Origin of the sequence: Curtobacterium sp. VKM Ac-1395, from assembly GCF_015350975.1 — a bacterium.
Classification (GTDB): Bacteria; Actinomycetota; Actinomycetes; order Actinomycetales; family Microbacteriaceae; genus Curtobacterium.
This window is the reverse complement of sequence record NZ_JADKRX010000006.1, coordinates 143,385-163,447: the sequence shown is the minus strand read 5'-3', so window position 1 is coordinate 163,447 and position 20,063 is coordinate 143,385. Positions and strand designations below refer to the sequence as shown.

At 68.5% G+C, this 20,063-nt stretch carries 22 protein-coding genes; 12 read left to right on the top strand and 10 right to left on the bottom strand.

Translation table 11 applies throughout. The features are described 5' to 3' along the window. The first annotated feature begins 43 nt into the window (after nucleotides 1-43). The 8 genes from ITJ68_RS16275 (at nucleotide 44) to ITJ68_RS19660 (ending at nucleotide 9,760) form a co-directional block, all read left to right on the top strand. A complete protein-coding gene (locus ITJ68_RS16275) occupies nucleotides 44-1,729 on the top strand; it encodes an ABC transporter substrate-binding protein (RefSeq protein ID WP_194662769.1) in 1,686 nt (561 codons plus the stop codon). Between the two features lie 34 nt (nucleotides 1,730-1,763). Then, the gene (locus tag ITJ68_RS16270) at nucleotides 1,764-2,753 is read left to right on the top strand and encodes an ABC transporter permease (protein WP_194662767.1); all 990 of its coding nucleotides are present in this window, start codon (nucleotides 1,764-1,766) and stop codon (nucleotides 2,751-2,753) included. Between the two features lie 12 nt (nucleotides 2,754-2,765). After that, complete coding sequence (locus ITJ68_RS16265) at nucleotides 2,766-3,806, top strand: ABC transporter permease (protein WP_194662764.1); 1,041 nt, start codon at nucleotides 2,766-2,768, stop codon at nucleotides 3,804-3,806. Continuing rightward, nucleotides 3,803-4,708, top strand: a complete 906-nt coding sequence (locus ITJ68_RS16260) for an ABC transporter ATP-binding protein (protein ID WP_194662761.1) — start codon at nucleotides 3,803-3,805, stop codon at nucleotides 4,706-4,708. Before ITJ68_RS16265 ends, ITJ68_RS16260 begins: the two co-directional genes overlap by 4 nt. Beyond that, nucleotides 4,705-5,598, top strand: a complete 894-nt coding sequence (locus ITJ68_RS16255; RefSeq protein WP_194662758.1) for an ABC transporter ATP-binding protein — start codon at nucleotides 4,705-4,707, stop codon at nucleotides 5,596-5,598. The genes ITJ68_RS16260 and ITJ68_RS16255 overlap by 4 nt, the downstream gene beginning before the upstream one ends. Then, nucleotides 5,559-7,763, top strand: coding sequence for a glycoside hydrolase family 36 protein (locus ITJ68_RS16250; RefSeq protein ID WP_194662756.1), 2,205 nt, complete (start codon nucleotides 5,559-5,561; stop codon nucleotides 7,761-7,763). Before ITJ68_RS16255 ends, ITJ68_RS16250 begins: the two co-directional genes overlap by 40 nt. Nucleotides 7,764-7,964: 201 nt before the next feature. Beyond that, entirely contained in the window at nucleotides 7,965-8,792 is an 828-nt protein-coding gene (locus ITJ68_RS16245) for a GNAT family N-acetyltransferase (protein ID WP_194662753.1), read from the top strand. A 35-nt stretch (nucleotides 8,793-8,827) separates the two neighbouring features. Next, on the top strand, nucleotides 8,828-9,760 hold the full coding sequence (locus tag ITJ68_RS19660) for an NADP-dependent oxidoreductase (protein ID WP_194662751.1): 933 nt from the start codon (nucleotides 8,828-8,830) through the stop codon (nucleotides 9,758-9,760). A 3-nt stretch (nucleotides 9,761-9,763) separates the two neighbouring features. On the opposite strand, the gene ITJ68_RS16235 is transcribed toward ITJ68_RS19660, so the two are convergent. The 10 genes from ITJ68_RS16235 to ITJ68_RS16190 form a co-directional block, all read right to left on the bottom strand. Further along, nucleotides 9,764-10,012, bottom strand: coding sequence for a hypothetical protein (locus ITJ68_RS16235; protein WP_194662749.1), 249 nt, complete (start codon nucleotides 10,010-10,012; stop codon nucleotides 9,764-9,766). 306 nt (nucleotides 10,013-10,318) lie between these two features. Next, nucleotides 10,319-10,945: a response regulator transcription factor gene (locus ITJ68_RS16230; RefSeq protein ID WP_194662747.1), complete on the bottom strand. Its 627-nt coding sequence runs from the start codon at nucleotides 10,943-10,945 to the stop codon at nucleotides 10,319-10,321. Continuing rightward, nucleotides 10,942-12,186, bottom strand: a complete 1,245-nt coding sequence (locus ITJ68_RS19655; RefSeq protein ID WP_194662745.1) for a sensor histidine kinase — start codon at nucleotides 12,184-12,186, stop codon at nucleotides 10,942-10,944. Before ITJ68_RS19655 ends, ITJ68_RS16230 begins: the two co-directional genes overlap by 4 nt. A gap of 65 nt (nucleotides 12,187-12,251) precedes the next feature. After that, nucleotides 12,252-13,058, bottom strand: coding sequence for an ABC transporter permease (locus tag ITJ68_RS16220; protein WP_194662742.1), 807 nt, complete (start codon nucleotides 13,056-13,058; stop codon nucleotides 12,252-12,254). Next, nucleotides 13,055-13,894, bottom strand: a complete 840-nt coding sequence (locus ITJ68_RS16215; RefSeq protein WP_194662739.1) for an ABC transporter ATP-binding protein — start codon at nucleotides 13,892-13,894, stop codon at nucleotides 13,055-13,057. Before ITJ68_RS16215 ends, ITJ68_RS16220 begins: the two co-directional genes overlap by 4 nt. A gap of 147 nt (nucleotides 13,895-14,041) precedes the next feature. Next, nucleotides 14,042-14,566, bottom strand: a complete 525-nt coding sequence (locus ITJ68_RS16210; RefSeq protein ID WP_194662736.1) for a hypothetical protein — start codon at nucleotides 14,564-14,566, stop codon at nucleotides 14,042-14,044. A gap of 8 nt (nucleotides 14,567-14,574) precedes the next feature. Beyond that, a complete protein-coding gene (locus ITJ68_RS16205; protein ID WP_194662734.1) occupies nucleotides 14,575-15,045 on the bottom strand; it encodes a hypothetical protein in 471 nt (156 codons plus the stop codon). A gap of 70 nt (nucleotides 15,046-15,115) precedes the next feature. Beyond that, a complete protein-coding gene (locus tag ITJ68_RS16200; RefSeq protein WP_194662730.1) occupies nucleotides 15,116-15,604 on the bottom strand; it encodes a hypothetical protein in 489 nt (162 codons plus the stop codon). Between the two features lie 166 nt (nucleotides 15,605-15,770). Further along, nucleotides 15,771-16,256, bottom strand: coding sequence for a hypothetical protein (locus ITJ68_RS16195; RefSeq protein ID WP_194662728.1), 486 nt, complete (start codon nucleotides 16,254-16,256; stop codon nucleotides 15,771-15,773). Between the two features lie 196 nt (nucleotides 16,257-16,452). Further along, nucleotides 16,453-16,749 carry a WXG100 family type VII secretion target gene (locus tag ITJ68_RS16190; protein ID WP_071270879.1) on the bottom strand — a complete coding sequence of 99 codons (297 nt, stop codon included), beginning with the start codon at nucleotides 16,747-16,749 and terminating at the stop codon, nucleotides 16,453-16,455. A gap of 215 nt (nucleotides 16,750-16,964) precedes the next feature. On the opposite strand from ITJ68_RS16190, the gene ITJ68_RS16185 reads away from it, so the two are divergent. From ITJ68_RS16185 to ITJ68_RS16170, 4 genes are all read left to right on the top strand, one after another. Further along, nucleotides 16,965-17,228: a hypothetical protein gene (locus ITJ68_RS16185; protein ID WP_194662726.1), complete on the top strand. Its 264-nt coding sequence runs from the start codon at nucleotides 16,965-16,967 to the stop codon at nucleotides 17,226-17,228. A 41-nt stretch (nucleotides 17,229-17,269) separates the two neighbouring features. Continuing rightward, the gene (locus ITJ68_RS16180) at nucleotides 17,270-18,967 is read left to right on the top strand and encodes an alpha/beta hydrolase (RefSeq protein ID WP_194662724.1); all 1,698 of its coding nucleotides are present in this window, start codon (nucleotides 17,270-17,272) and stop codon (nucleotides 18,965-18,967) included. Continuing rightward, on the top strand, nucleotides 18,964-19,449 hold the full coding sequence (locus tag ITJ68_RS16175; RefSeq protein WP_194662722.1) for a hypothetical protein: 486 nt from the start codon (nucleotides 18,964-18,966) through the stop codon (nucleotides 19,447-19,449). The genes ITJ68_RS16180 and ITJ68_RS16175 overlap by 4 nt, the downstream gene beginning before the upstream one ends. Before the next feature lie 103 nt (nucleotides 19,450-19,552). Next, nucleotides 19,553-20,029 (top strand): hypothetical protein, encoded by a 477-nt coding sequence (locus ITJ68_RS16170; RefSeq protein ID WP_194662720.1) that lies wholly within the window; start codon nucleotides 19,553-19,555, stop codon nucleotides 20,027-20,029. Nucleotides 20,030-20,063 lie beyond the last annotated feature (34 nt).

Genomic DNA, 20,063 nt, shown 5'->3' with positions numbered 1-20,063 from the left:
CTCACAACGTGGACCTGCGATGACGCAGACCGAGAGGACAACGATGTTCAACCCAACCCGTTCGCGGCTCGCCATCGGCGGCGCCGTTCTCCTGGCAGCCGGCCTCGCGCTGAGTGGCTGCAGCTCCAGTGGCTCCGCCAGCACGAGTGGCGACGCCGCCTCGACCCTGGTCGCGTACACCGGCCAGTCCGGCGACTACCAGATCAACTACAACCCGTGGTCGCCGTCGAACATCGGTGGCGTCGGGACGATCTACGAGTCGCTGTTCTTCATCACGAACGTGAACACGAACGACCCGAAGCCGCTGCTCGGCAAGTCCTACGAGTGGAACGCGGACGGCACGCAGCTGACCATCACGCTCCGCGACGGGGCGACCTGGAGCGACGGGAAGCCCTTCACGTCGAAGGACGTCGTCTTCACCCTCGACATGCTCAAGAAGCAGAAGGCGTTGAACTCGATCGGGTACGACGGCACCGCGAAGGCCGAGGGGGACGACACGGTCGTGGTGTCGTTCGCGAAGCCCTCGTTCGTGCTCGGCCCGAACCTGCTCGGCAAGACCTGGATCGTGCCCGAGCACCTGTGGAAGGACATCGACCCGACCACCGACGTGATGCGCAAGCCCGTCGGCACCGGTCCGTACACGCTCGGCACGTTCAAGCCGCAGGCGTTCACCCTGGAGGCGAACGCGAAGTACTGGGGCGGGGCGCCGAAGGTGAAGACCATCCGCTACCTCTCGCTCTCCGGCAACACCGCCGGCGCCGACGCCCTGTCGCAGGGCTCGATCGACTGGCAGACCGGCCCGGTCCCCGGCATGTCCGACATCGCCGCGAAGTACCCCGGGTACGACGGCATCACGGTCCCGCAGAACCAGATGGCGCTGCTCACCTGCTCGAACACGGCGCTCGGCTGCAAGGGACCCCAGACGGACCCGGCCGTGCGGCACGCGATCGCGGACGCCATCAACCGCAAGCAGCTCAACTCGCTGGCGTTCGAGAACACCGCGAGCGAGATCTCGCCGACCTTCGCGCTGACCAGCACGCAGGAGGACACGATCTCGAAGGACGTGTCGCCGGCGGTCATGCCGGACAACGCGGACAAGGACGCGTCGGCGGAGGCCCTCGAGGGCGCCGGCTGGGCGAAGGGCTCCGACGGCATCTACGCCAAGGACGGCCAGAAGCTGTCCCTGACCGTCGAGGTGGTCACCGGCTGGACCGACTACATCACCGCGATCGACACGATGACCCAGCAGCTCAAGGCCGCCGGCATCGAGCTGAAGGCGCAGCAGTCGTCCTGGAACGAGTGGACCGACAAGAAGACCAAGGGCGACTTCGAGCTCGCGATCGACTCGCTCGGCCAGGGGCCGGCGTCGAACCCGTACTACCTCTACAACAACTACTTCACGACGGCGAACACCGCGAAGGTCGGTGAGGCGGCCCCGATGAACATCTCGCGGTACAGCAACCCCGACGTCGACGCCGCCCTCGCGAAGCTCGCAACGATCGACCCGACCGACACCGCGAAGACGCAGCCGGAGTTCGACGTCGTCCAGCAGCACATCGTCGAGGACCTGCCCTACATCCCGGTGATGACCGGCGGCACGACGAGCGAGTTCCACTCGGCGAAGTTCACCGGATGGCCGACGAAGGACGACCTCTACGCCTTCCCGGCGGTCTGGGCGAGCCCGGACAACGCCGAGGTCTTCAAGGCGCTGAAGCCGGCCAAGGGCTGACCACGATGGCATCGCGACCGAGGAGCACTCGACGATGACGTACTTCCTGCGCAAGATCGGCTTCTACGTGGTGGCCCTCTGGGCGGCACTGACGCTGAACTTCATCATCCCGCGGCTGCTGCCCGGGAACCCGGTGGACATCCTGCTCGCCAAGCTCCAGCAGCGCGGCGGGCAGGTCACCCCGGCGACACGGAAGGCGTACGAGCTGCTCCTCGGTGGCGACACCTCGGAGCCGCTCTGGTCCCAGTACGGCCACTACCTGGTCAACGTGTTCCGCGGTGACCTCGGGGTGTCCGTCAGCTACTTCCCGGCACCCGTGACCGAGGTCATCGGCAGCTCCCTGCCCTGGACGATCGCCCTGGTCGGGATCGCCACGATCGTCGCGGCCGTCATCGGCGTGGGCCTCGGCGCCTTCGTCGGGTGGCGACCGGGGACCTGGCTCGACTCGTTCGTGCCCGCCACCACCCTGCTCGCCGCGGTGCCGTACTTCTGGCTCGCGCTGATCCTGGTGTACTTCTTCGCCACCGGACTGCACCTGTTCCCCGCCCAGGGCGGCTACGACGTCGTGCTGACGCCCGGGTTCAACGGCGACTTCATCGGTTCGGCGATCAAGTACGGCGTGCTGCCGGCGGTGACGATCGTGCTCGCGTCCCTCGGCGGATGGCTGCTCGGGATGCGCAACATGATGGTGTCGACGCTGTCCGAGGACTACATCACCACCGCGCAGGCGAAGGGGCTGCCCGACGGCAAGATCCTGCGGAACTACGCCGCACGCAACGCCGTGCTGCCCTCCGTCGCCGGGTTCGCGATCTCCCTCGGGTTCATCGTGTCCGGCTCCGTCGTCACCGAGCAGGTGTTCTCCTACCCGGGCATCGGGTCGAAGCTCCTCTCCGCGGTGACGAACAACGACTACGCGCTCATGCAGGGGATCTTCCTGTTCATCACCCTGGCGGTCCTCGGCGCGAACCTCGTCGTCGACCTGCTGTACGGGCTCATCGACCCGCGGACGCGGGCGCGGAGCTAGGGAGAGACGACCATGACCAACATCCAGCAGGAGACCGAGCCCACCATCGGCGCGCTCACGGAGGAGGCCGACAGCACCACGTCGATCGCCACCCGACGGGCGTCGAAGGGCGGCATCCGTCGCTTCCTCCCGACCCTCACCCCGTGGCTCGTCGCCGGCATCGCGCTGGTCCTCGGCGTCGTGCTCTTCGGCGTCATCGGACCGCTGCTCGTCGGCGACCCGACCACCATCCGCGACTCCGGGCTGCAGGGCCCGAGCGCGGAGAACCTCCTCGGCACCACGCAGACCGGGCAGGACGTCCTCGCGCAGCTCGCCTTCGCCACCCGGGGCAGCCTGCAGATCGGCCTCATCGTCGGGCTGCTCGCCACCGTGCTCTCCGCCTTCTTCGGGATCCTCGGCGCGTACCTCGGCGGGATCATGGACGAGGCGTTCTCGCTCTTCTCCAACGTCTTCCTCGTCATCCCGGGCCTGCCGCTCGTCATCGTCATCTCGGGTCTCGTCCCGCGGGAAGCCCGCGGGCTCTGGACCATCGCCGTCGTCCTCGCGATCACGTCGTGGGCCGGGTCCGCCCGGGTGCTCCGGGCGCAGACGATGTCGATCCGCAACCGCGACTACGTGTCGGCCGCCCGGGTCGCCGGGGAGCGGCCCTGGCGGGTCATCGCGGTCGAGATCCTGCCGAACCTGCTGCCCGTGCTGGCGTCGCAGTTCGTCTTCGCGGTGATCGCGGCGATCCTCGGTGAGGCGGGACTGTCCTTCCTCGGGCTCGGGGCGTCGAACTCGTCGACGCTCGGCACGATGCTCTTCTACGCCCAGAACGGGTTCGCGCTCGCCAACGGCGCGTGGTGGTGGTTCGTCCCGCCGGGGCTGCTCATCGCACTGCTCGGCATGGGGCTCTCGTTGGTGAACTTCTCGATCGACGAGGTCATCAACCCCCGGCTCGGCAACGTGCGCGCCCAGCGTCGCCGTGACCGTCGCGCCAAGCGCGCTGCCCGGTCGGGAGGCTCGCCCCGCGTCGCCCCCGCAGCCCACGACACGAAGGGGGCCGCCCGATGAGCGCCACCGCAGTCCTGACGATCGAGCACCTCGACGTCGTCTACGAGACCGAACACCCCGTCCACGCGGTGAAGGACGTGTCGCTCACCCTGGCACCCGGCGAGATCCTCGGACTCGCGGGGGAGTCCGGGTGCGGGAAGACCACCCTGGCCTATGCGATCACGCGGTTGCACCGACCGCCGGCGAAGGTCACCTCCGGCAGCATCACGTTCCACGACCGGGACGGCTCCGACGTGGACCTGCTCGGCCTCGGCCACGAAGCGCTCCGTGCCGTGCGGTGGTCGAAGCTGTCGATGGTGTTCCAGGGGGCGATGAACGCGCTCAACCCGGTCACCACGATCCGCGCCCAGCTCGACGACGCCCTCGTCGAACACCGCAAGGGGCTGTCCCGCAGGGAGCGACGGGCGATCGCGGAGGACGCCCTGCGCCGGGTCGGCGTCGACCCGTCGCGCATCACGGCGTACCCGCACGAGCTCTCCGGCGGCATGCGGCAGCGCGTGATGATCGCGATGGCGATGCTGCTCGAGCCGCAGATCATGATCATGGACGAACCCACGACGGCGCTCGACGTCGTCGTGCAGCGGGAGATCCTGCGGGAGATCGTCCGCCTGCGCGACGAGCTCGGGTTCGCGGTCGTGTTCATCACGCACGACCTGCCGCTCCTGCTGGAGATCAGCGACCGGATCGCGATCATGCTCCGCGGCGAGGTCGTCGAGTGCGAGCCGGCCTCGGTGATCCAGCACGACGCGAAGCACCCGTACACGCGGCGTCTGCTGCGGTCGTTCCCGAGTCTGTCGGGTGCGCGTGGCGCGTTCATCCGCAGCGGGGTCGAGGACGGCGTCGAACCCCAGACCGACACCAGGGCCGTCCTGGTGCAGGCAGCACAGGAGACGGACCGATGACCAGTGTGACCGTCAGCCACCTCGGCAAGGACTTCCACACCCGCAAGGGCCTCCGGCGCACCACGCTGCGGGCCGTCGACGACGTGTCGTTCGAGCTGCTCCCCGGCCGCACCGTCGCCCTCGTCGGGGAGTCCGGGTCCGGCAAGTCCACCATCGCGCGGATGCTCGCCAAGCTCGAGTCGGTCACCCACGGGTCGATCGACGTCCGCCTGGAGGACGGCACCCCCGTCGTCGGCAGCATGTACCGCCGACACGTGCAGATGGTGTTCCAGGACCCCTTCGCCTCGCTCAACCCGTTCCACTCGATCGAGCACCACATCGCCCGGCCGCTGCAGCTGCACCACCGGGCCCGCGGCGCCGAGGAGACCACGGACCGGGTGCGGGAGCTGCTCGGGCGGGTGAACCTCGACGAGGACTTCGCCTCCCGCCGACCGCACGAGCTCTCCGGTGGTCAGCGGCAGCGCGTCGCGATCGCCCGAGCACTCGCCCCGGGTGCGCAGGTGCTCATCGCCGACGAGCCCGTGTCGATGCTCGACGTGTCGATCCGGCTCAGCGTCCTCAACCTGCTCGGGCGCCTGCAGCGGGAGGACCACCTCGCCGTGCTCTACATCACGCACGACCTGGCGACCGCACGACACTTCTCGGACGAGATCCTGGTGCTCTACCGCGGCCGGGTCGTCGAACGAGGGCCCTCGGACGCGGTGATCCTCGACCCGCACCACGACTACACCCGGCTGCTGGCCGACGCGGCACCGGACCCCGAGCGTGGGGAACGGCGGGTCACGGCGGGTCCGGCGCTCGACCGGTCGACGATCGACAACACCACGTGCTACGACCACACCGTCGGCGCGTGGGTCCCGAGCCGGCCGGCACCGGTGGGAGCACGATGAGCGACGGGTCGACGTTCGTCGACTGGGTCACGCCGGGCTTCTCCGCCCGGTTCCGGATCGGGAGCGACGGGCCCGCGGCGCTGGTGTCGCTCGTGCCCGCGGCGCTGGTGTCGCTCGTGCCCGCGGCGCTCGGCTCGCTCGCCGCCGGTGGGACCCGCGCGGGCGGCGTCCTCGCTTCCGGCGTCTTCGCTTCCAGCGTCTTCGCTTCCGGCGTCCTCGCCGACGGGCCGGACGACCCGCAGCCGCTCGTCGAGCTGACGACCATCGGGCACGGTCGGTTCCCCGGCGGTTTCCGGCACGTCGACTCCACGATCGGGGCGCGCCTGCGCCCGGTGTCGCACCGGGCGTCCGAGGAGGGGACCGATCATGAGTTCCGCATCCTCCAGTCGGACGCAACCACGGGCCTCCAGGTCGAATCGGTCTTCCGGGCGCACGCCGACGTGCCCGCGTTCCGGACCTGGACCGAAGTGTCGGCGGAGCACGGCGAGCACGTCGTGGACTTCGTGTCCTCGTTCGCGACCGGCGCGTTCCTGACGGACTCCGGCGCGACCGTCGACGAGCTCGCGCTCGCGCACGCCGACAACGACTGGGTGGCCGAGAGCCGCTGGCGCACCGACCCCCTGCGGGACATCGGGTTGGCGCGGATCGACCGCGACGTCCAGCACCAGCCGCCGCGGAGCCGGGCGGTCGTGCAGAACCGGGGATCGTGGTCGACGGGCGAGGCGCTGCCGATCGGCGTGCTCCTGGCACCGTCGTACGGCCTCGCCTGGCAGGTCGAGCACAACGGGCCGTGGCTGTACGAGCTGGGGGAGACGCGACACCACGCGTACGTGCTGCTCAGCGGACCGACGGACCAGGACCACCAGTGGACGACCGAGGTGACGAGGGACCGTCCGTTCACCTCGGTGCCCGTGTCCGTCGGGATCGCCGGCACCGTGGACGAGGCCTTCGCGGTGCTCACCAGGCAACGACGGGCGACGCGCAACCTCCGACCGGCCGACCTCGCGATGCCGCTCGTGTTCAACGACTACATGAACACCCTGATGGGGGACCCGACCACGGCGAAGCTCCTCCCATTGATCGACGCGGCCGCCGACGCCGGGGCCGACCTGTTCTGCATCGACGCCGGCTGGTACGCGGAGGGGCACTGGTGGGACACCGTCGGCGCGTGGGAGCCGGCTGTCTCGCGCTTCCCGGGCGGGCTCTCGCTCGTCATCGACCACATCCGCGACCGGGGCATGCAGGCCGGGCTCTGGCTCGAGCCGGAGGTCATCGGCATCCACTCGCCGCTGGCGTCGACCCTGCCGGACCGCGCGTTCGTGCAGCACCACGGGGTGCGGGTCGCAGAGCACGGGCGACACCTGCTCGACCTGCGCTCGCCGGAGGCCCGCGCGCACCTCGAGGCGGTCGTTGACCGGTTGGTCGGGTCGCTCGGCGTGACCTTCATCAAGATGGACGACAACACGATGACCGGCTCGTTCCCCGGCATGCTCGAGCACCAGCGGGCGCTGCTCGACTGGATCGACGCCGTGCAGGAGCGGCACCCGTCGCTGCTCATCGAGAACTGCGCCTCCGGGGCGATGCGGGCCGACCAGGCCATGCTCTCGCGGCTGCACATGCAGTCCACGTCGGACCAGCAGGACCCGGTGCTGTACGCCTCGATCGCCGCTGCTGCACCCGCCGCGATGCTGCCGGAACAGGCAGGAAACTGGGCCTACCCCGCGGTCGACATGAGCGATGAGCGCTTCGTGCTGTCGCTCGTGAACGGCGTGCTCGGGCGGATGTACCTGTCCGGGTACCTCAACACGATGTCGCCGGCGCAGCTCGAGGTCGTGGGAGCGGCGATCGCGGCCCACCGGACGGTGCTCGAGGTGCTGCCGACGACCGTCCCCGTGTGGCCGCTCGGGCTGCCGGCGTGGGAGGACACCTGGATCGCCCTGGGGCTCGCCGTCCCCGGGGGCGACCTGTTCCTGTCGGTGTGGTCGCTGCCCGGGGCGTCGGACTCGGTGTCGCTGCCGGTGCCGGCACTCCGGGGGCGGGACGTGTCCGTGGAGCCGCTGTTCCCGCGGGAGGCGGGGCCGTGGACGGCGACGTGGGAGGACGGGGTGCTCCACGTCGACAACGGGGGCGTCACACCGACGGCGCGGGTGTTCCGCATCCGCTGATCGGTCGGTGTCGAGAACGGACGGGTGGCGATGGCAGCGCTGCTCGTCGGGTCGGGCAGGAGGCGCAGGCAGGCGTCCTCCTGTCCAGTCGGGTCGCAGGCGCAGGCAGGCGTCCTGCTGTCCGGCTGTCCTGTCGGGCGGGAGGTGCGGGGCGGGCAGGTCCCGCGCCTCCCGTCCGGTGGATCCTGGCACGATGGGGTGATGCAGACGATCGGCGGGTTGCTCTCGAGCGTGCGCTCGGAGGGCGGTCCCGGTTCCTGGGCGGCGCTCTCGGCGGACCTTGCCGACGTTCCACTGCCCACCACCCGCAGCGCGCTCGACGTGGTGATGCGGTCTGCGGCCGCCGTTGCGTTCGGCGCACCCGTCAGTTCGCCGCATGGCACTGCTCAGCCCGGTGCCCTGCAGCAGGAGCTCGTCTCGGTGCTGGACCGCTCGGGGCTTCCAGGAGCGCGGTTCTCCGTCCGCGTGACCACCGAGGACGACTGGCCCGCGGTGCGGGCCGCGCGGATCGAGAACGCGACGGACAACCCGGTGTCGTACGGTGCCAGCCTCGAGACCACGACGGCGATGTCCGAGGACGACTGGCGGATGCGTGCTCGACGAGGGCACGCGACCGACGCGACGAGCTTGGTCGCGATCGACGATGTCAGTGGGCGGTGGATCGGGATGATGAGCGCGCAGCAGCAGGGCGGACTGCTGCTGACCGGTGTGTGGGTCGTGCCGGAGTTCCGCGGCCGCGCAAACGGTGTGGCCGAGGTGCTGCTCGCGGAGGTCCTGGCCTGGGCTCGGGGACGTGGCGACACGATCGCGCTGTGGGTGGACGAGAACCCGGCGGGCGCGCGGGCGCGAGCGTTCTACGAGCGGCACGGGTTCGTGCGGACGGGGCGTCGACGGCCGATCGGGTTCGCTCCTGGTGACTCGGTCGAGATGCGACGGGCGGTCGTGCCCACCGGGGCCGGTCTTGGTCCTGGCCCTGGCCCTGGCCCTGGCCCTGGCCCTGGTCCTGCTCGCTCGGGGTCCGACGCCTGAGAACGCTGCGTCGTCGAGGCCGGTAGACCGGACGGGTGAAGGTCGTCGGAGTAGAGCAGTTCGGAGGGCCCGAGGCCCTCGCCGTCCACGAGGTCCAGGAGCCGCACGCCGGTGCCGGGTCCGTCCGCATCCGGGTCGGAGCGTTCGCCGTCAACCCCACGGACACGGGCGTGCGCGCGGGTCAGCGAGACAGCTCGCATGCGTCCGCTCCCTACGTGCCGGGCATGGACGCTGCCGGGGTGATCGACGAGGTCGGCCCGGATGTCGACGGGTGGGCCGTCGGGGACGAGGTCATGGCGATCGCACTGCCCCTGACCGCCCACGGCGGGGCCTACGTCGAGGAGCTCGTCGCCCCGGTCGGGTCCTTCACGCGGATCCCGCGCGGGACCTCGGTGGAGCTGGCGTCCACGATCCCGATGAACGGGCTCACCGCCATCCAGGTCCTCGAGCTGGCGGGGCTCTCCCGGGGCGACACCCTCGCTGTCACCGGCGCAGCCGGCCTGCTCGGCAACTACCTCGTGCAGCTCGCGACGTCCGAGGGCATCACGGTGATCGCTGACGCTGCCGAGAAGGACGAGACCCTCGTGCGGTCCCTCGGGTTGGACCACATCGTCCCGCGCGGCGAGTCCTTCGCGGAGGTTGTCCGACGCATCGTGCCCGAGGGTGTCGACGCCGTCGCCGACTGTGCAGTCCAGCGTGACGTCGTCGTCCCGGCACTGCGCCAGGGCGGCGTGTTCATCGACGTGCGGGGCTGGGAGGGGAACGGCGCCGAGGGCGTCCGGTTCGAGCGGGCGCTCGTCGGGAAGGAGTACCGGTCGTTCGACAAGCTCGAGCGACTGCGCCACGGCGTGGAGGGCGGCACGATCACGCCGCGCATCGCCGAGGTGCTGCCGGCGACGAGCGCCCGCGAGGCGCACGAACGGCTCGAGGCCGGCGGGACCCGAGGCCGGTTCGTCCTCACCTGGTGACGGTCACCGCACGAGCGTGACGCCCTCGCCCGATCGGTACTCCCAGCGTGCCCCGAAGGCATCGGTGAACCGGAGGGAGACGAGCCTCCAGTTCGGGCTCTTCGTGAACGCTCGGGATCCCCGGTTCCCGGTGGCCAGTTCACTGCACGACGCGAGGAGCTCCCACGCGAAGCGCCCGCCCGGCTTCCAGGTCGCGAAGGACTCTCCTGGCGGGCACACCGCAGCAGAGAACGTCGCTTCTCGCTTGTTCATCAGCGCCGTGGCCTCCACGTCGTGGATGACCGCATCGGACGAGTTCCGGATGACCAGGATGTTGCTCTTCTGGGAGTCGTCCTCCGGCGCGGAGACCGACCAGGTGGTGGTGAGATCCAGGCGCTGACCTTGGCGGCCTCGCGAACGCTTCGCTCCGTCCTCGCGGTGCGTTCGGCGCGTCGTGCGACGGTGATGCTCCAGATCGAGATCACGAGGGTGATGATGACGCCGACCCAGGCGGCAGTGACTTGGTTGTTCACGCTTCGACCGTATAACAGCCGGAGTGTGATATATAGCGCTCCGCGATCAGGGTAGGAGGTGGAGCTCCATCGCGCGGGTCACGGCACGCGTGCGGTCGTTCACGCCGAGCTTCTCGAACACGTGGCCGAGGTGCGTCTTCACGGTCGTCTCGCTGAGGAACAGGGCCCTGCCGATCGCAGGGTTGCTGTTCCCCTGCGCGACGAGCCGCATGACCTCGAGTTCCCGCGGAGTGAGGTTCGGCCCGGCCGGCGTCCCTCCGGTCGCGCGACGCACGAGGGCCGCGGCCGCTGAGGGAGCGAGCGCGGTCTCGCCTCGGGCTGTCGCCCGTACGCCGGCGAGGATCTCCGACTCGGGAGCGGCCTTGAGCAGGTAGCCCGTGGCGCCGGCCTCGATCGCGGCGAGGATCTGGTCGTCGGACTCGTACGTCGTGAGGATGAGCACACGGACGTCGGGCTGCGCAGCCACGATCTGCGCGGTCGCCGCGTCGCCGTCGAGGAGCGGCATGCGGAGGTCCATGAGCACGACGTCGGGGCGTTCGGCGCGGACGATCGACACCGCTGCCTCGCCGTCGGACGCCTGGCCGACGACGTCGACGTCCGGCGCGGACTGCAGCAGCGCGACGATGCCGGCCCGCACGATGGGATGGTCGTCCGCCACGACGACGCGGATCACCGGGCCACCTCCGCCACGGGTCGCGCGACTGCCGGGAGGTTCGGCGTCGCCTGGTCCGGGAGGACCGGTCCGGCGGTGGTCACCGTGGGCAGCGTGGCCGTCACGGTGGTGCCGTCGCCCGGAGCGCTGGTCACGACGCAGGTCCCGCCAGCGAGGGCGAGCCGTTCGCGGAGCCCGGCGAGTCCGCGGCCGACGCTCCGGACGGCTGTGGCGAAGCCGACGCCGTCGTCCTGGATCCGCAGGACGGTCTGCTCGGGCGCGTGATGCAGTGCGACGCGCACCGAGGCAGCGTTGGCGTGCGCACGGACGTTGGCCAGGGCCTCCTGGGCGACACGCAACAGGACCACCTGCGCGTCGCGGTCCAGCGGGCGGTCCGCCGCGTCGACGGTCACCGGTGTGCCGGTCTCGCGGGTGTGCCGTTCGCCGAGGCGGTGCAGGGCGCCGGCGAGGCTGTCGTGGGACGCTCCAGCGGCTCCGGCGGCGACGAGGACGCGTGACTCTTCGAGGGCTGCTCGGGCTGACTCCTCGAGGACCGTCAGGCGTTCGTCGAGCGCACCGGTGTGGTCGTCGGCGAGGTCACGGCGGGCGCGTTCGGTCAGCATGACGATGCCGGCGAGGTTCTGCGCGACGGTGTCGTGGATCTCGCGGGCGAGACGTTCCCGTTCGCTGGCGATGCCGGCGGCGCGGTTCGCCTCGGCGAGGGATGTCTGCGTCGCTCGGAGCTCGTCGAGCAGGGCGCGGCGTGACTCCGACAGGCCGGCGATGCTCGAGATCCAGACGCCCATCGCGGACGCGCCCACGACGCTGATGCCCTCGATGAGCAGGGTGCTCACGATCTCGTCCGGGCCGCCGCTGACCTGCAGGCCGATGCCGCTCGCGACGCCGACGGCGACGGAGAGCACGACGCCGGTGCGGATGCGTTGCGACTGGCACCACACGAGCGGGAAGAGGATGCACTGCACGAAGGCCGTACTCGGTGCCACTGCCGGCAGCACGGCAGCAGCGAGGACCACCAACGGCAGGAACGCCGCTGCCGGTCGATGACTGTCGTAGCCCCGGTGCCCGTAGGCCGCGTAGGCGACGACCAGCACGACGATCATCGCGAACGCCGGCCACCGGGTCGACCAGGGGGACCAGCCGAACACCGCGATCACCGCGGTCAGGGACATGGTCGCAGCGAAGAAGGCGTGCAGCCACCGGTTCCGTACCCAGGTGTCCTCGCGCTCCGTGACCGTGTCCATGCCGACAGCATCCCACCCTTCAGCGGGCCGCAGGCAGTTGTCCACAGGCCGGACCTGCCGGGGCATCAGGCGTCCTTGCGGTTCCACCGGAAGGTGACCACGCAGGCCACCGTGCCCAGGACCAGCCACCCGACCAGCACCAGGGCGCCCAGGCCGAGCTGCCACGAGCCTCCCGGCTCACCGGACTCGAACGCCTGCGGCAGGAAGACCGACCGCATGCCGGACGCCATCCACCGGAGGGGGAAGACGGACGCCACATCCTGCAACCAGGCGGGAAGTTGGGTGAAGGGGAGGTAGACGCCGGAGATGAACTGCAGGACCAGGACCACCGGGACGATGGTGGCGGTGGCACGGCGACCTTCACGGGGGAGGGCGGAGATCGCGATGCCGAGGACACAGCTGGTGGCGATGCTGAGGAGGAGGACGCCGGCGAAGACGCCCCACCGGCTCGCGTCTGTCGGCAGGTCGACACCGAACAGGAGGCTCGCCACGGCGAGCAGGATCGCCGTCTGGACGAACGTGGTCACCAGGACCATGCCGATCTTGCCGACGAAGTAGCTCAGGACGGGGAGGGGGGTGCCGCCGAGGCGCTTCAGGGTGCCGTCGCTGCGCTCGGTGGCGATGTCGACTCCCAGCGCCTGGGTGCCCGACAGGAGGATGCCGGTCGCGACGAGACCGGGGAGGTAGTACGTGGCGTAGTCGACGCTCGTGCCCGGGCCGGCCTGGATGTCGGCGGCGCTGCTGAACGCGACGGAGAACAGCGCCAGCATGATGATCGGGAACAGGAACGTGAAGAAGACGGACTCGGGCGCCCGGAAGTAGGAGCGGAGCTCGTAGCTGATGCGGGCGATGCCCACGGTTGCCGGGTTCATGCGTGTCCCACCATCTCCAGGTAGACGTCCTCGAGGGACGGGCGGATGACTTCGAGGTCGTGCATCGGGTCCGTGTTGCTGCGGATCAGCGTGGTCGGGTCGGTGGTTCGTTCTTCGTGTCGTTGACCGTCGGGATCCCGCCAGATCACTCGAGGTTGCCGGGCTGCCCGACCCCCGAGCTCGTCGATCGGCGCGATGTCGAGCAGCCGGCCGTCGACGATCACCGCCGCCCGATCGGCCAGGTGGGCGGCCTCGTCGAGGTAGTGCGTCGTCAGGAGGATGGTCGTGCCCTCGTGCTGGACCTGTCGGAGGAGGTCCCAGAACTGGCGACGGGCCTCGGGGTCGAAGCCGGTCGTCGGCTCGTCGAGGAAGAGGACCTCGGGGCGGCCGATGATCCCCAGCGCGACGTCGACGCGGCGACGCTGTCCGCCGGACAACTTGCTCAGGCGGACGTTGCGGTGCGTCTCGAGCCCTGTCGCGTGCAGGAGCTCGTCCGTGGTGCGGTGCTTCGGGTAGAGCTTGGCGAAGTGGTTCAGCTGCTCGGCGACCGTGACGTTCGGCGATTCCGCGCTCGACTGCAGCACGATGCCGATGCGGGCGTTGTGGCTGCGGCTCGTGTTCGCGGGGTCGTGGCCGAGGACGCGGACGTCGCCGCCGGTGCGGGAGCGGTGGCCCTCGAGGATCTCGACCGTCGTGGACTTGCCGGCGCCGTTGGGGCCGAGGAGGGCGAAGGTCTCGCCGCGCTCGATCGTGAAGGAGACGTCGTCAACGGCGCGTCTGCCGGTGGGGTACTGCTTCGCGAGGTGGTGGACCTCGATGGCGGGGGACTCGGGCATGAGACCAGCCTGATCGGAGGAGGCGGTCGGCGGATCGGTGGGGCGGGCGGGGTGGGGTCCTCCGATCGGAGGATGGTGCTCGAGGTCTCGGGACGTTCTGACGTCGCCCGGGGCATCACAGCGGTGTCAGAACGAACCTGCGCGCGGCTAGTACGAGCCGTGGGGGATGAAGTCGGCAGGGAGGGGGAAGCACTTCGAGAACGAGTCGACGTCGATGGACTTCCCGTCCACCCACACCGTTGCCAGGAGCGTGGTGCCGTTGTCGTCGACAAGTCGGATCCGGGGTGCGCCGTCTGCGGTGGTACTGCGGGCGACCAGGAAACCCTGCTCCGCAGCATCGCTGGACAGGTCGCGCAGAACTGAGGGCCCCGCGTTCGGGTCCGTCAGCGTGATCCTCGTGTTCCCTGACCACTGTCGGCCACCAGAGCAAGCGAGCACCGTCCCTTCGGGTATCTGCTTGACCTCTCCCCGTGCGCCTGTCGGGATCAGGCGCGCGGCCGCGCTCTCGGCCTCTTGTGCCTGAGCTTTGAAGAGCAGGATGCGCTCCTCTGGATCAGACGGGAGATGAGTGTCCGTTGCGCATCCCGTCAGTCCGATGACCAGGGCCATGCCCACCAGAAGACCACTTCGTTTCACTGGCTGCTCATCTCTCTGCTTGCGTGTGTCCTTCATGAGCCCCGTCAGTACGACGGGTGTGGCGAGAAGCCGGTCGGCAGTGAGAAGCACATCGAGAACGAGTCGATGTTGACGACTGTGCCCTGGTTCCAGACCCCGAAGAGCAGCGAGACACCCGCGTTGTTCGTCACGCTCAAACGAGGCGTTCCCGACCGGGAGACGTCTCGTTCAACCGTGAAACCTGCGCGAGCCGCCTTCCGGGCGACGGTGTCGACGAGCCGATCCGCGTCGTACCGTCGCACCAGCTGCAAGGTCGTGTTGCCTGACCACTGTTTGCCGGACGAGCACGGCAGCAGGTTGCCGGTGGGGATCTGGTGACGGCGTTCGACCTCATCACGAGGAACGAAGTCGGCCACGGTGTCTTCCGCCGACTGCGCTGCAGCCTTCGCGGCTGCGATTCGCTCGCTCGGCGCATCGGGGAGGCTCGACGACGAGCAGCCTGCCACGGCGATGAGGAGTGTTAGTGCTGCGAACACGACCCAGGTGCGTCTCGCAGGTTGCATGATGACAGTTCTCCTTCCGCCCGGCCGTTTGCCCGACACTTGGCTAGTACGAGCGTTCAGGGTGGAAGTAATTGGGGAGCGGGAAACACCTCGAGCATGAATTGACCTCGATCGATCGCCCATCGACCCACGTTGACGCGTACACCGTCGTTCCGTGCACATCGATGAGGCGCAGGCGGGCAGCTCCATCGTGCGTGGTGCTGCGCGTGACCGTGAAGCCGTGGTCAGGGGCCACCTTGCCGAGTTGCTCCATCACCTGCTCGCCGTTCGCCGGGTTCTCCAACTGAATTGTCGAGTTGCCAGACCACTGTCTGCCGCCGGAGCACGACAGGAGTGTCCCTTTGTCGGCTTGCTTGAAGTCAGTGCGGTCATCGACGGGGACGAGCTCGGCGGTCTTCATCTCGGCGTCTTGCGCAAGTGACTTGACGACGAGGATCCGCTCATCGGGGTTCGTCGGCAGATCGCTCTTCATTGCACATCCATCAAGTCCGATGATCAGCGTCAGGCCGAGCAACACAGCTGTCGATTTCATCGTGTGCCCATCCCGAGGAAGCGTTCCAGCAGGACCAAGGTCACCGCGACCGCGAATGTGCCACGGATCCTGACTGTCCTCCTCACGAATCACCGCATCCGCCGGCCGCACCCTGGAGGCGGGCAGACCGACTGTCGAACCTCCGTCATCATGACGGGATTGCCTGTCAGAAGGCACCGCCCCTGTAGAAGTCCTCGGGGAGGTTGAAACACTCGGAGAAGGATCCACCTTCAAGACTTCGCTCGGTGGCATCGACCAAGATCGAAATCCCCCCTTTGCTCGTGACCGTGACCCGTTGCGCGCCGCCGAACGCTTTGCTCGAGCCCACCTCCAAGCCCGCGGTGCGCGCGCTGGCACGAAGATCGTTGAGAACGGCTTCGGGCTCCACCCCAGATCGCAGCTGAATCGTCACGCCGCCCGCCCACATCTCGCCGGATTCGCACGACTGTAGTGAGCCTTGTCCGAGTTGTGTCACCTGGCTCACGTCATTCTCTGGCACGAGCTTTGCCACACGGAGTTCGAACTGCTGCGTGCGATCCTTGGCGTCCATCACTCGCTGCTTCGGGTCGGCCGCGTCGTTCGCACCGTTCATGGAGCATCCCGTCAGGAGGGCGGCTGTCGTCGCAATGGCGAGGAGTTTGACGGCTTTCATGATCACTGGTCCTCGACGAACGTTCTCATGTCGCGCAGGGCACTCGGCCGTCGTCAGCAGCAACGGACACCTGTGTCGCTGTTGCATCCAATGCGGCGTGGACGACCTTCAGTTCTGCACTCACAGTTCACCCCCTGAGACGACGCTCGACGCGGTGTCCCCACACCAGCGCGAGCGTCGATGATCTCGATTCGCGTCAGCGGCCGAGCTTCGATGCGAGCTGCTGGTCGACGTCGCCCAGCGTGGTCGCGGTGGTGCGGAGGAACTGGGCCAGGTCGTTCAGGCCACCGATGGTGTTCTGCGCACCGGAGGTGAAGCGCTGGTAGGCGTCGTTGTACGCACCGGACGAGCGGTCGGTCTGGAACCCCGCCTGCGTCAGCGACGCGATCTGCGCCTGCAGCTTCGACAGCGTCGCGTTGATCTCGTCACGCCCTGCGAGCAGCCGGTCGGCGTTGCCGTTGAGCTCCTGGTAGGACACGTTGATGTTCGGCATGGTGATTCCCCTCGGTGGTTCAAGTCGTCAGCCCCTCCGACGACCCTGCGTCACGCTAGCAGGGGAGGGGGAAACATCACTCTTGCCATCACAACGGCGAGGTACGTGAGGTTCAGTTGATCTCTGCGAGCATGCCGCGTCGAGACCGCGTCTGATATGTTGCCGTCGGGGAGTTGTTCCGGAAAAGAGGGGGGATCTGCATGGCTGTACTCACGGTGTCCTACGACGTGCTCGACCATGTGTCTGAGCGGATGCACTCGGCGGCCCGGTCATTCGCGCACGGTTCGGTCGACGGTCCAACTGGCGCGTTCGGTGCTGCCGAGGTCGACCAGGCGTTCGCGACGATGCGAGCGATGCAGCAGCAGATGGCCCAGTGGCTCAGCGACAGCGCGATGACTCTCTCGACCTATGCCCACGACACCAAGTCGTCGTTCCAAGACGTTGACCAGGACCTCGCCGGGAAGGCTGCCGGCAGATGACCGCGGATCCCCTGTCCGGTGACCCCGGAACGATCAAGCGAATGGCGATGCAGCTCACCGAGCGCTCACGATCCATCGCGGCCGGCGCGAGCGCGACGACCCGAGCCTCCGCCCTTGCCGTCGGATGGCAAGGTGCGTCCAGGCAACGCTTCACCTCGACGGCATCGACACTCCCCGATGCCGCGAACCGAGTCTGCAGTCGGGTCGACGCCGCAGCGACCGCGCTCGAGACCTACGCCGAACAGGTCCGGCAGATCCAGGACGAAGCCCAGCGCATCCGGAGCGCTCAGGACAACGCGGCGGCCGATGTCGCGAGGAACGCGAACTCGACTGCCCGAGCAGCGCACGCCGCGCACGCCGATGACGCGTCCGATGCTGATCGGGCTGCCCTGCGTCGTCTCCAGAGCTCGAGCGATGACCTCGCTCTGACGCAAGCGCGGCTCGCGACACAGTGGACGGAGCTCGTGGCGCGTCGCCAGGCTGCCGACCGTGCGGCCGCGTCCGCACTCTCCGGTTCGGACGTCGTCGGGAACACCATCTCCTTCGCCGCATCGATGCCGTCGATGTCCGACGCTGACTTCCTCGTGGCCCTCACCACGATGCCGCCGGAACAACTCGCCGCGCTGCAGAAGCAGATCGAAATGCGACTCGCATCGATGGAGCCAGACGTCGTGAAGCAGTGGTGGGACAGCATGGGCGGCCGTGGGAGTGCGGGCGAGCACTCCGCTGCGCAGGACGGGTTGATCACCGCCCTGCCCGCAGTGATCGGCAATCTCAACGGCGTCGCGTACTGGGCGCGGGACCAGGCGAACCGGATCAGCGCGGAGAAGGCCTTCGATGCTGCGAAGGCTGATTTGAAGCGTGCGAAGGAGTCGGTCGCGGGTGCAGTGGGACGGACCGCCTACTCCCGGGCCCTGGCGAAGCTCCGTGCTGCAGAGCAGCAGCACGATGCACTTGAGAACTTTTTGGCTGGAGCCAGGACGCCTCTCAACCTCCGGACTCCGCTACCCCGCCAGATGGTGAGTTTCAAACCGGGAGCGCCGCCTCTTGGGGCCTTCTCCGTCGGAGACCTGGACACTGCAGGCAGCGTGTCCTACCTCGTTCCCGGCATGGGAAGCTCCCTCGAGGACACCACGCACTACATGCGGACAGGGTCAAACATCCAGGCAGCGCAGCAGCGACTGCCGCCGCCCGCAGAACCGACGGCCGTGGTCACCTGGCTCGGGTACGAGGCCCCACCTGATTTCACGAAGACAGGGGACCCAGCCGTGTTCAACCAGGAGTACGCAGAGCGAGGGGCGCCAGCCCTTGAACAAGACCTGTCGGGCCTCCGTGCAACCCGTCCTGATGCCTCGCTAAACGTTCTCGCGCACTCGTACGGGTCGACGGTGGCTTCGCTCGCCCTCGCAGACAGCGCGGACGTGGACGTCAACTCATTCGTGACTTACGGGTCTGCCGGGATGCACACCAGTGTTCCGGACGCATCGGCCACGCATGTCAGGCACATGTACGCTGCTCAGGCCGATGAGAAGTACGGCGTCGCGTGGGTCGGAAGGACCTTCAGTTCGCCGCACCGTGCGGACCCCACGGAAGGTTTCGGCTCGACGCCGATCGGAACAGGAGGGGCCTCCGCGGTCAATGTCCACGATCTCAGCGCGAACGGGCAGGGCGATGACTTTGGATACCTTGACAGTGGTACTCAGTCGCTAGCCGCTACAGCGAAGGTGACGCTTCCATGACCACAGCCAAACAACCCAATCTCATCGCGTCAGCGGCGATCTTCTCCGCAGTGATGCTCCTACTCAGCGGTTGCGCCGCTACCGGAGGTTCGAACGTGCACGCCGACGACGCCAAAGCAGAAGCCGTTGCGTTCCTGAAGGACACCATGCAGCACGAACAGGACGTCGCATGGCCCCCGGTGCCCACACCCGTGGCTACGCGATGTTCCGATGGAGATGACGGGGTGCGATTCCAGTACTTCGTCTCGGTGGACACCGATGCGGACTCACAGAAGATCGCTTCGACACTCCAGTCGTACTGGACGAGCCGTGGTCTTGAGGTCAAGCCATCCCAGGAAGACTTCGGCAAGTACGGTGTCATGTATTCAGCCACCGCTCGTGCGGATCGGATGCCCTGGGGCTCGTACGAGATCTCCAGCACTGGCATCAACTTGTACGTTGATTCTCAGTGCGCCGACGGGAACGTCAGCGACTACGAGTGAGCAGCGCACGGCGTGAGGGCAGTCATCCTCCTCACGATGCTGATCCGCTTCTCGGAGCCAATCGGGTGTTTGGCTCGGCCAGCGCCCCGAAAGGGACGATGCGGTGAGCAGCAACCGAATCAAGACCTGCCGACTGGTAGCTCTCACCTTGATCGTCGGTCTCGGGTCAAGTGCGTGCGCAGGAGGGCAGGGAGCCGTGTCAACGCCACGCGATGCGCAGAAGGCAGCGGTGCAGCTGCTGAACCGCACCGAGAATCAAGTCGACCTGCCGTGGCCAGCGACACCGTCCCCAAGCGCAGAACAGTGCGAAGGCGGCGTTCGGTTCGGGTACTACGTGACCGCGAGGATCCGGACGGACGCGAAGCAACTCGCCACGACGTTCGGGCGGTTCTGGACGGCCGAGGGGCTGACTGTCTCTCCGTCGACGACGGACTTCGGCGAGAAGCGCGGCATCCTGTACTCGGCAACCGCGGACGAGGCGGGGGCAGCCAGCGCCGCCTACCAGGTCAGCAACACGACGGTCGCCATCCGCGTCCTCTCACCGTGTGCTACAGGATCGCTCGACGACTACGAGGAGTGACGCGGCATCGGACACGACTGCGACGCGATGTTGA

Excerpts from the sequence above, each read along its gene's own strand:
- ITJ68_RS16260 (WP_194662761.1), top strand. The coding sequence starts at position 3,803 with ATGAGCGCCACCGCAGTCCTGACGATCGAGCACCTCGACGTCGTCTAC.
- ITJ68_RS19655 (WP_194662745.1), bottom strand. The coding sequence starts at position 12,186 with ATGGACACGGTCACGGAGCGCGAGGACACCTGGGTACGGAACCGGTGG.
- ITJ68_RS16200 (WP_194662730.1), bottom strand. The coding sequence starts at position 15,604 with ATGAAATCGACAGCTGTGTTGCTCGGCCTGACGCTGATCATCGGACTT.
- ITJ68_RS16195 (WP_194662728.1), bottom strand. The coding sequence starts at position 16,256 with ATGAAAGCCGTCAAACTCCTCGCCATTGCGACGACAGCCGCCCTCCTG.
- ITJ68_RS16265 (WP_194662764.1), top strand. The coding sequence starts at position 2,766 with ATGACCAACATCCAGCAGGAGACCGAGCCCACCATCGGCGCGCTCACG.
- ITJ68_RS16245 (WP_194662753.1), top strand. The coding sequence starts at position 7,965 with ATGCAGACGATCGGCGGGTTGCTCTCGAGCGTGCGCTCGGAGGGCGGT.
- ITJ68_RS16180 (WP_194662724.1), top strand. The coding sequence starts at position 17,270 with ATGGCGATGCAGCTCACCGAGCGCTCACGATCCATCGCGGCCGGCGCG.
- ITJ68_RS16210 (WP_194662736.1), bottom strand. The coding sequence starts at position 14,566 with ATGAAGGACACACGCAAGCAGAGAGATGAGCAGCCAGTGAAACGAAGT.
- ITJ68_RS16235 (WP_194662749.1), bottom strand. The coding sequence starts at position 10,012 with ATGAACAAGCGAGAAGCGACGTTCTCTGCTGCGGTGTGCCCGCCAGGA.
- ITJ68_RS16175 (WP_194662722.1), top strand. The coding sequence starts at position 18,964 with ATGACCACAGCCAAACAACCCAATCTCATCGCGTCAGCGGCGATCTTC.
- ITJ68_RS16275 (WP_194662769.1), top strand. The coding sequence starts at position 44 with ATGTTCAACCCAACCCGTTCGCGGCTCGCCATCGGCGGCGCCGTTCTC.
- ITJ68_RS16255 (WP_194662758.1), top strand. The coding sequence starts at position 4,705 with ATGACCAGTGTGACCGTCAGCCACCTCGGCAAGGACTTCCACACCCGC.
- ITJ68_RS16220 (WP_194662742.1), bottom strand. The coding sequence starts at position 13,058 with ATGAACCCGGCAACCGTGGGCATCGCCCGCATCAGCTACGAGCTCCGC.
- ITJ68_RS16215 (WP_194662739.1), bottom strand. The coding sequence starts at position 13,894 with ATGCCCGAGTCCCCCGCCATCGAGGTCCACCACCTCGCGAAGCAGTAC.
- ITJ68_RS16190 (WP_071270879.1), bottom strand. The coding sequence starts at position 16,749 with ATGCCGAACATCAACGTGTCCTACCAGGAGCTCAACGGCAACGCCGAC.
- ITJ68_RS16270 (WP_194662767.1), top strand. The coding sequence starts at position 1,764 with ATGACGTACTTCCTGCGCAAGATCGGCTTCTACGTGGTGGCCCTCTGG.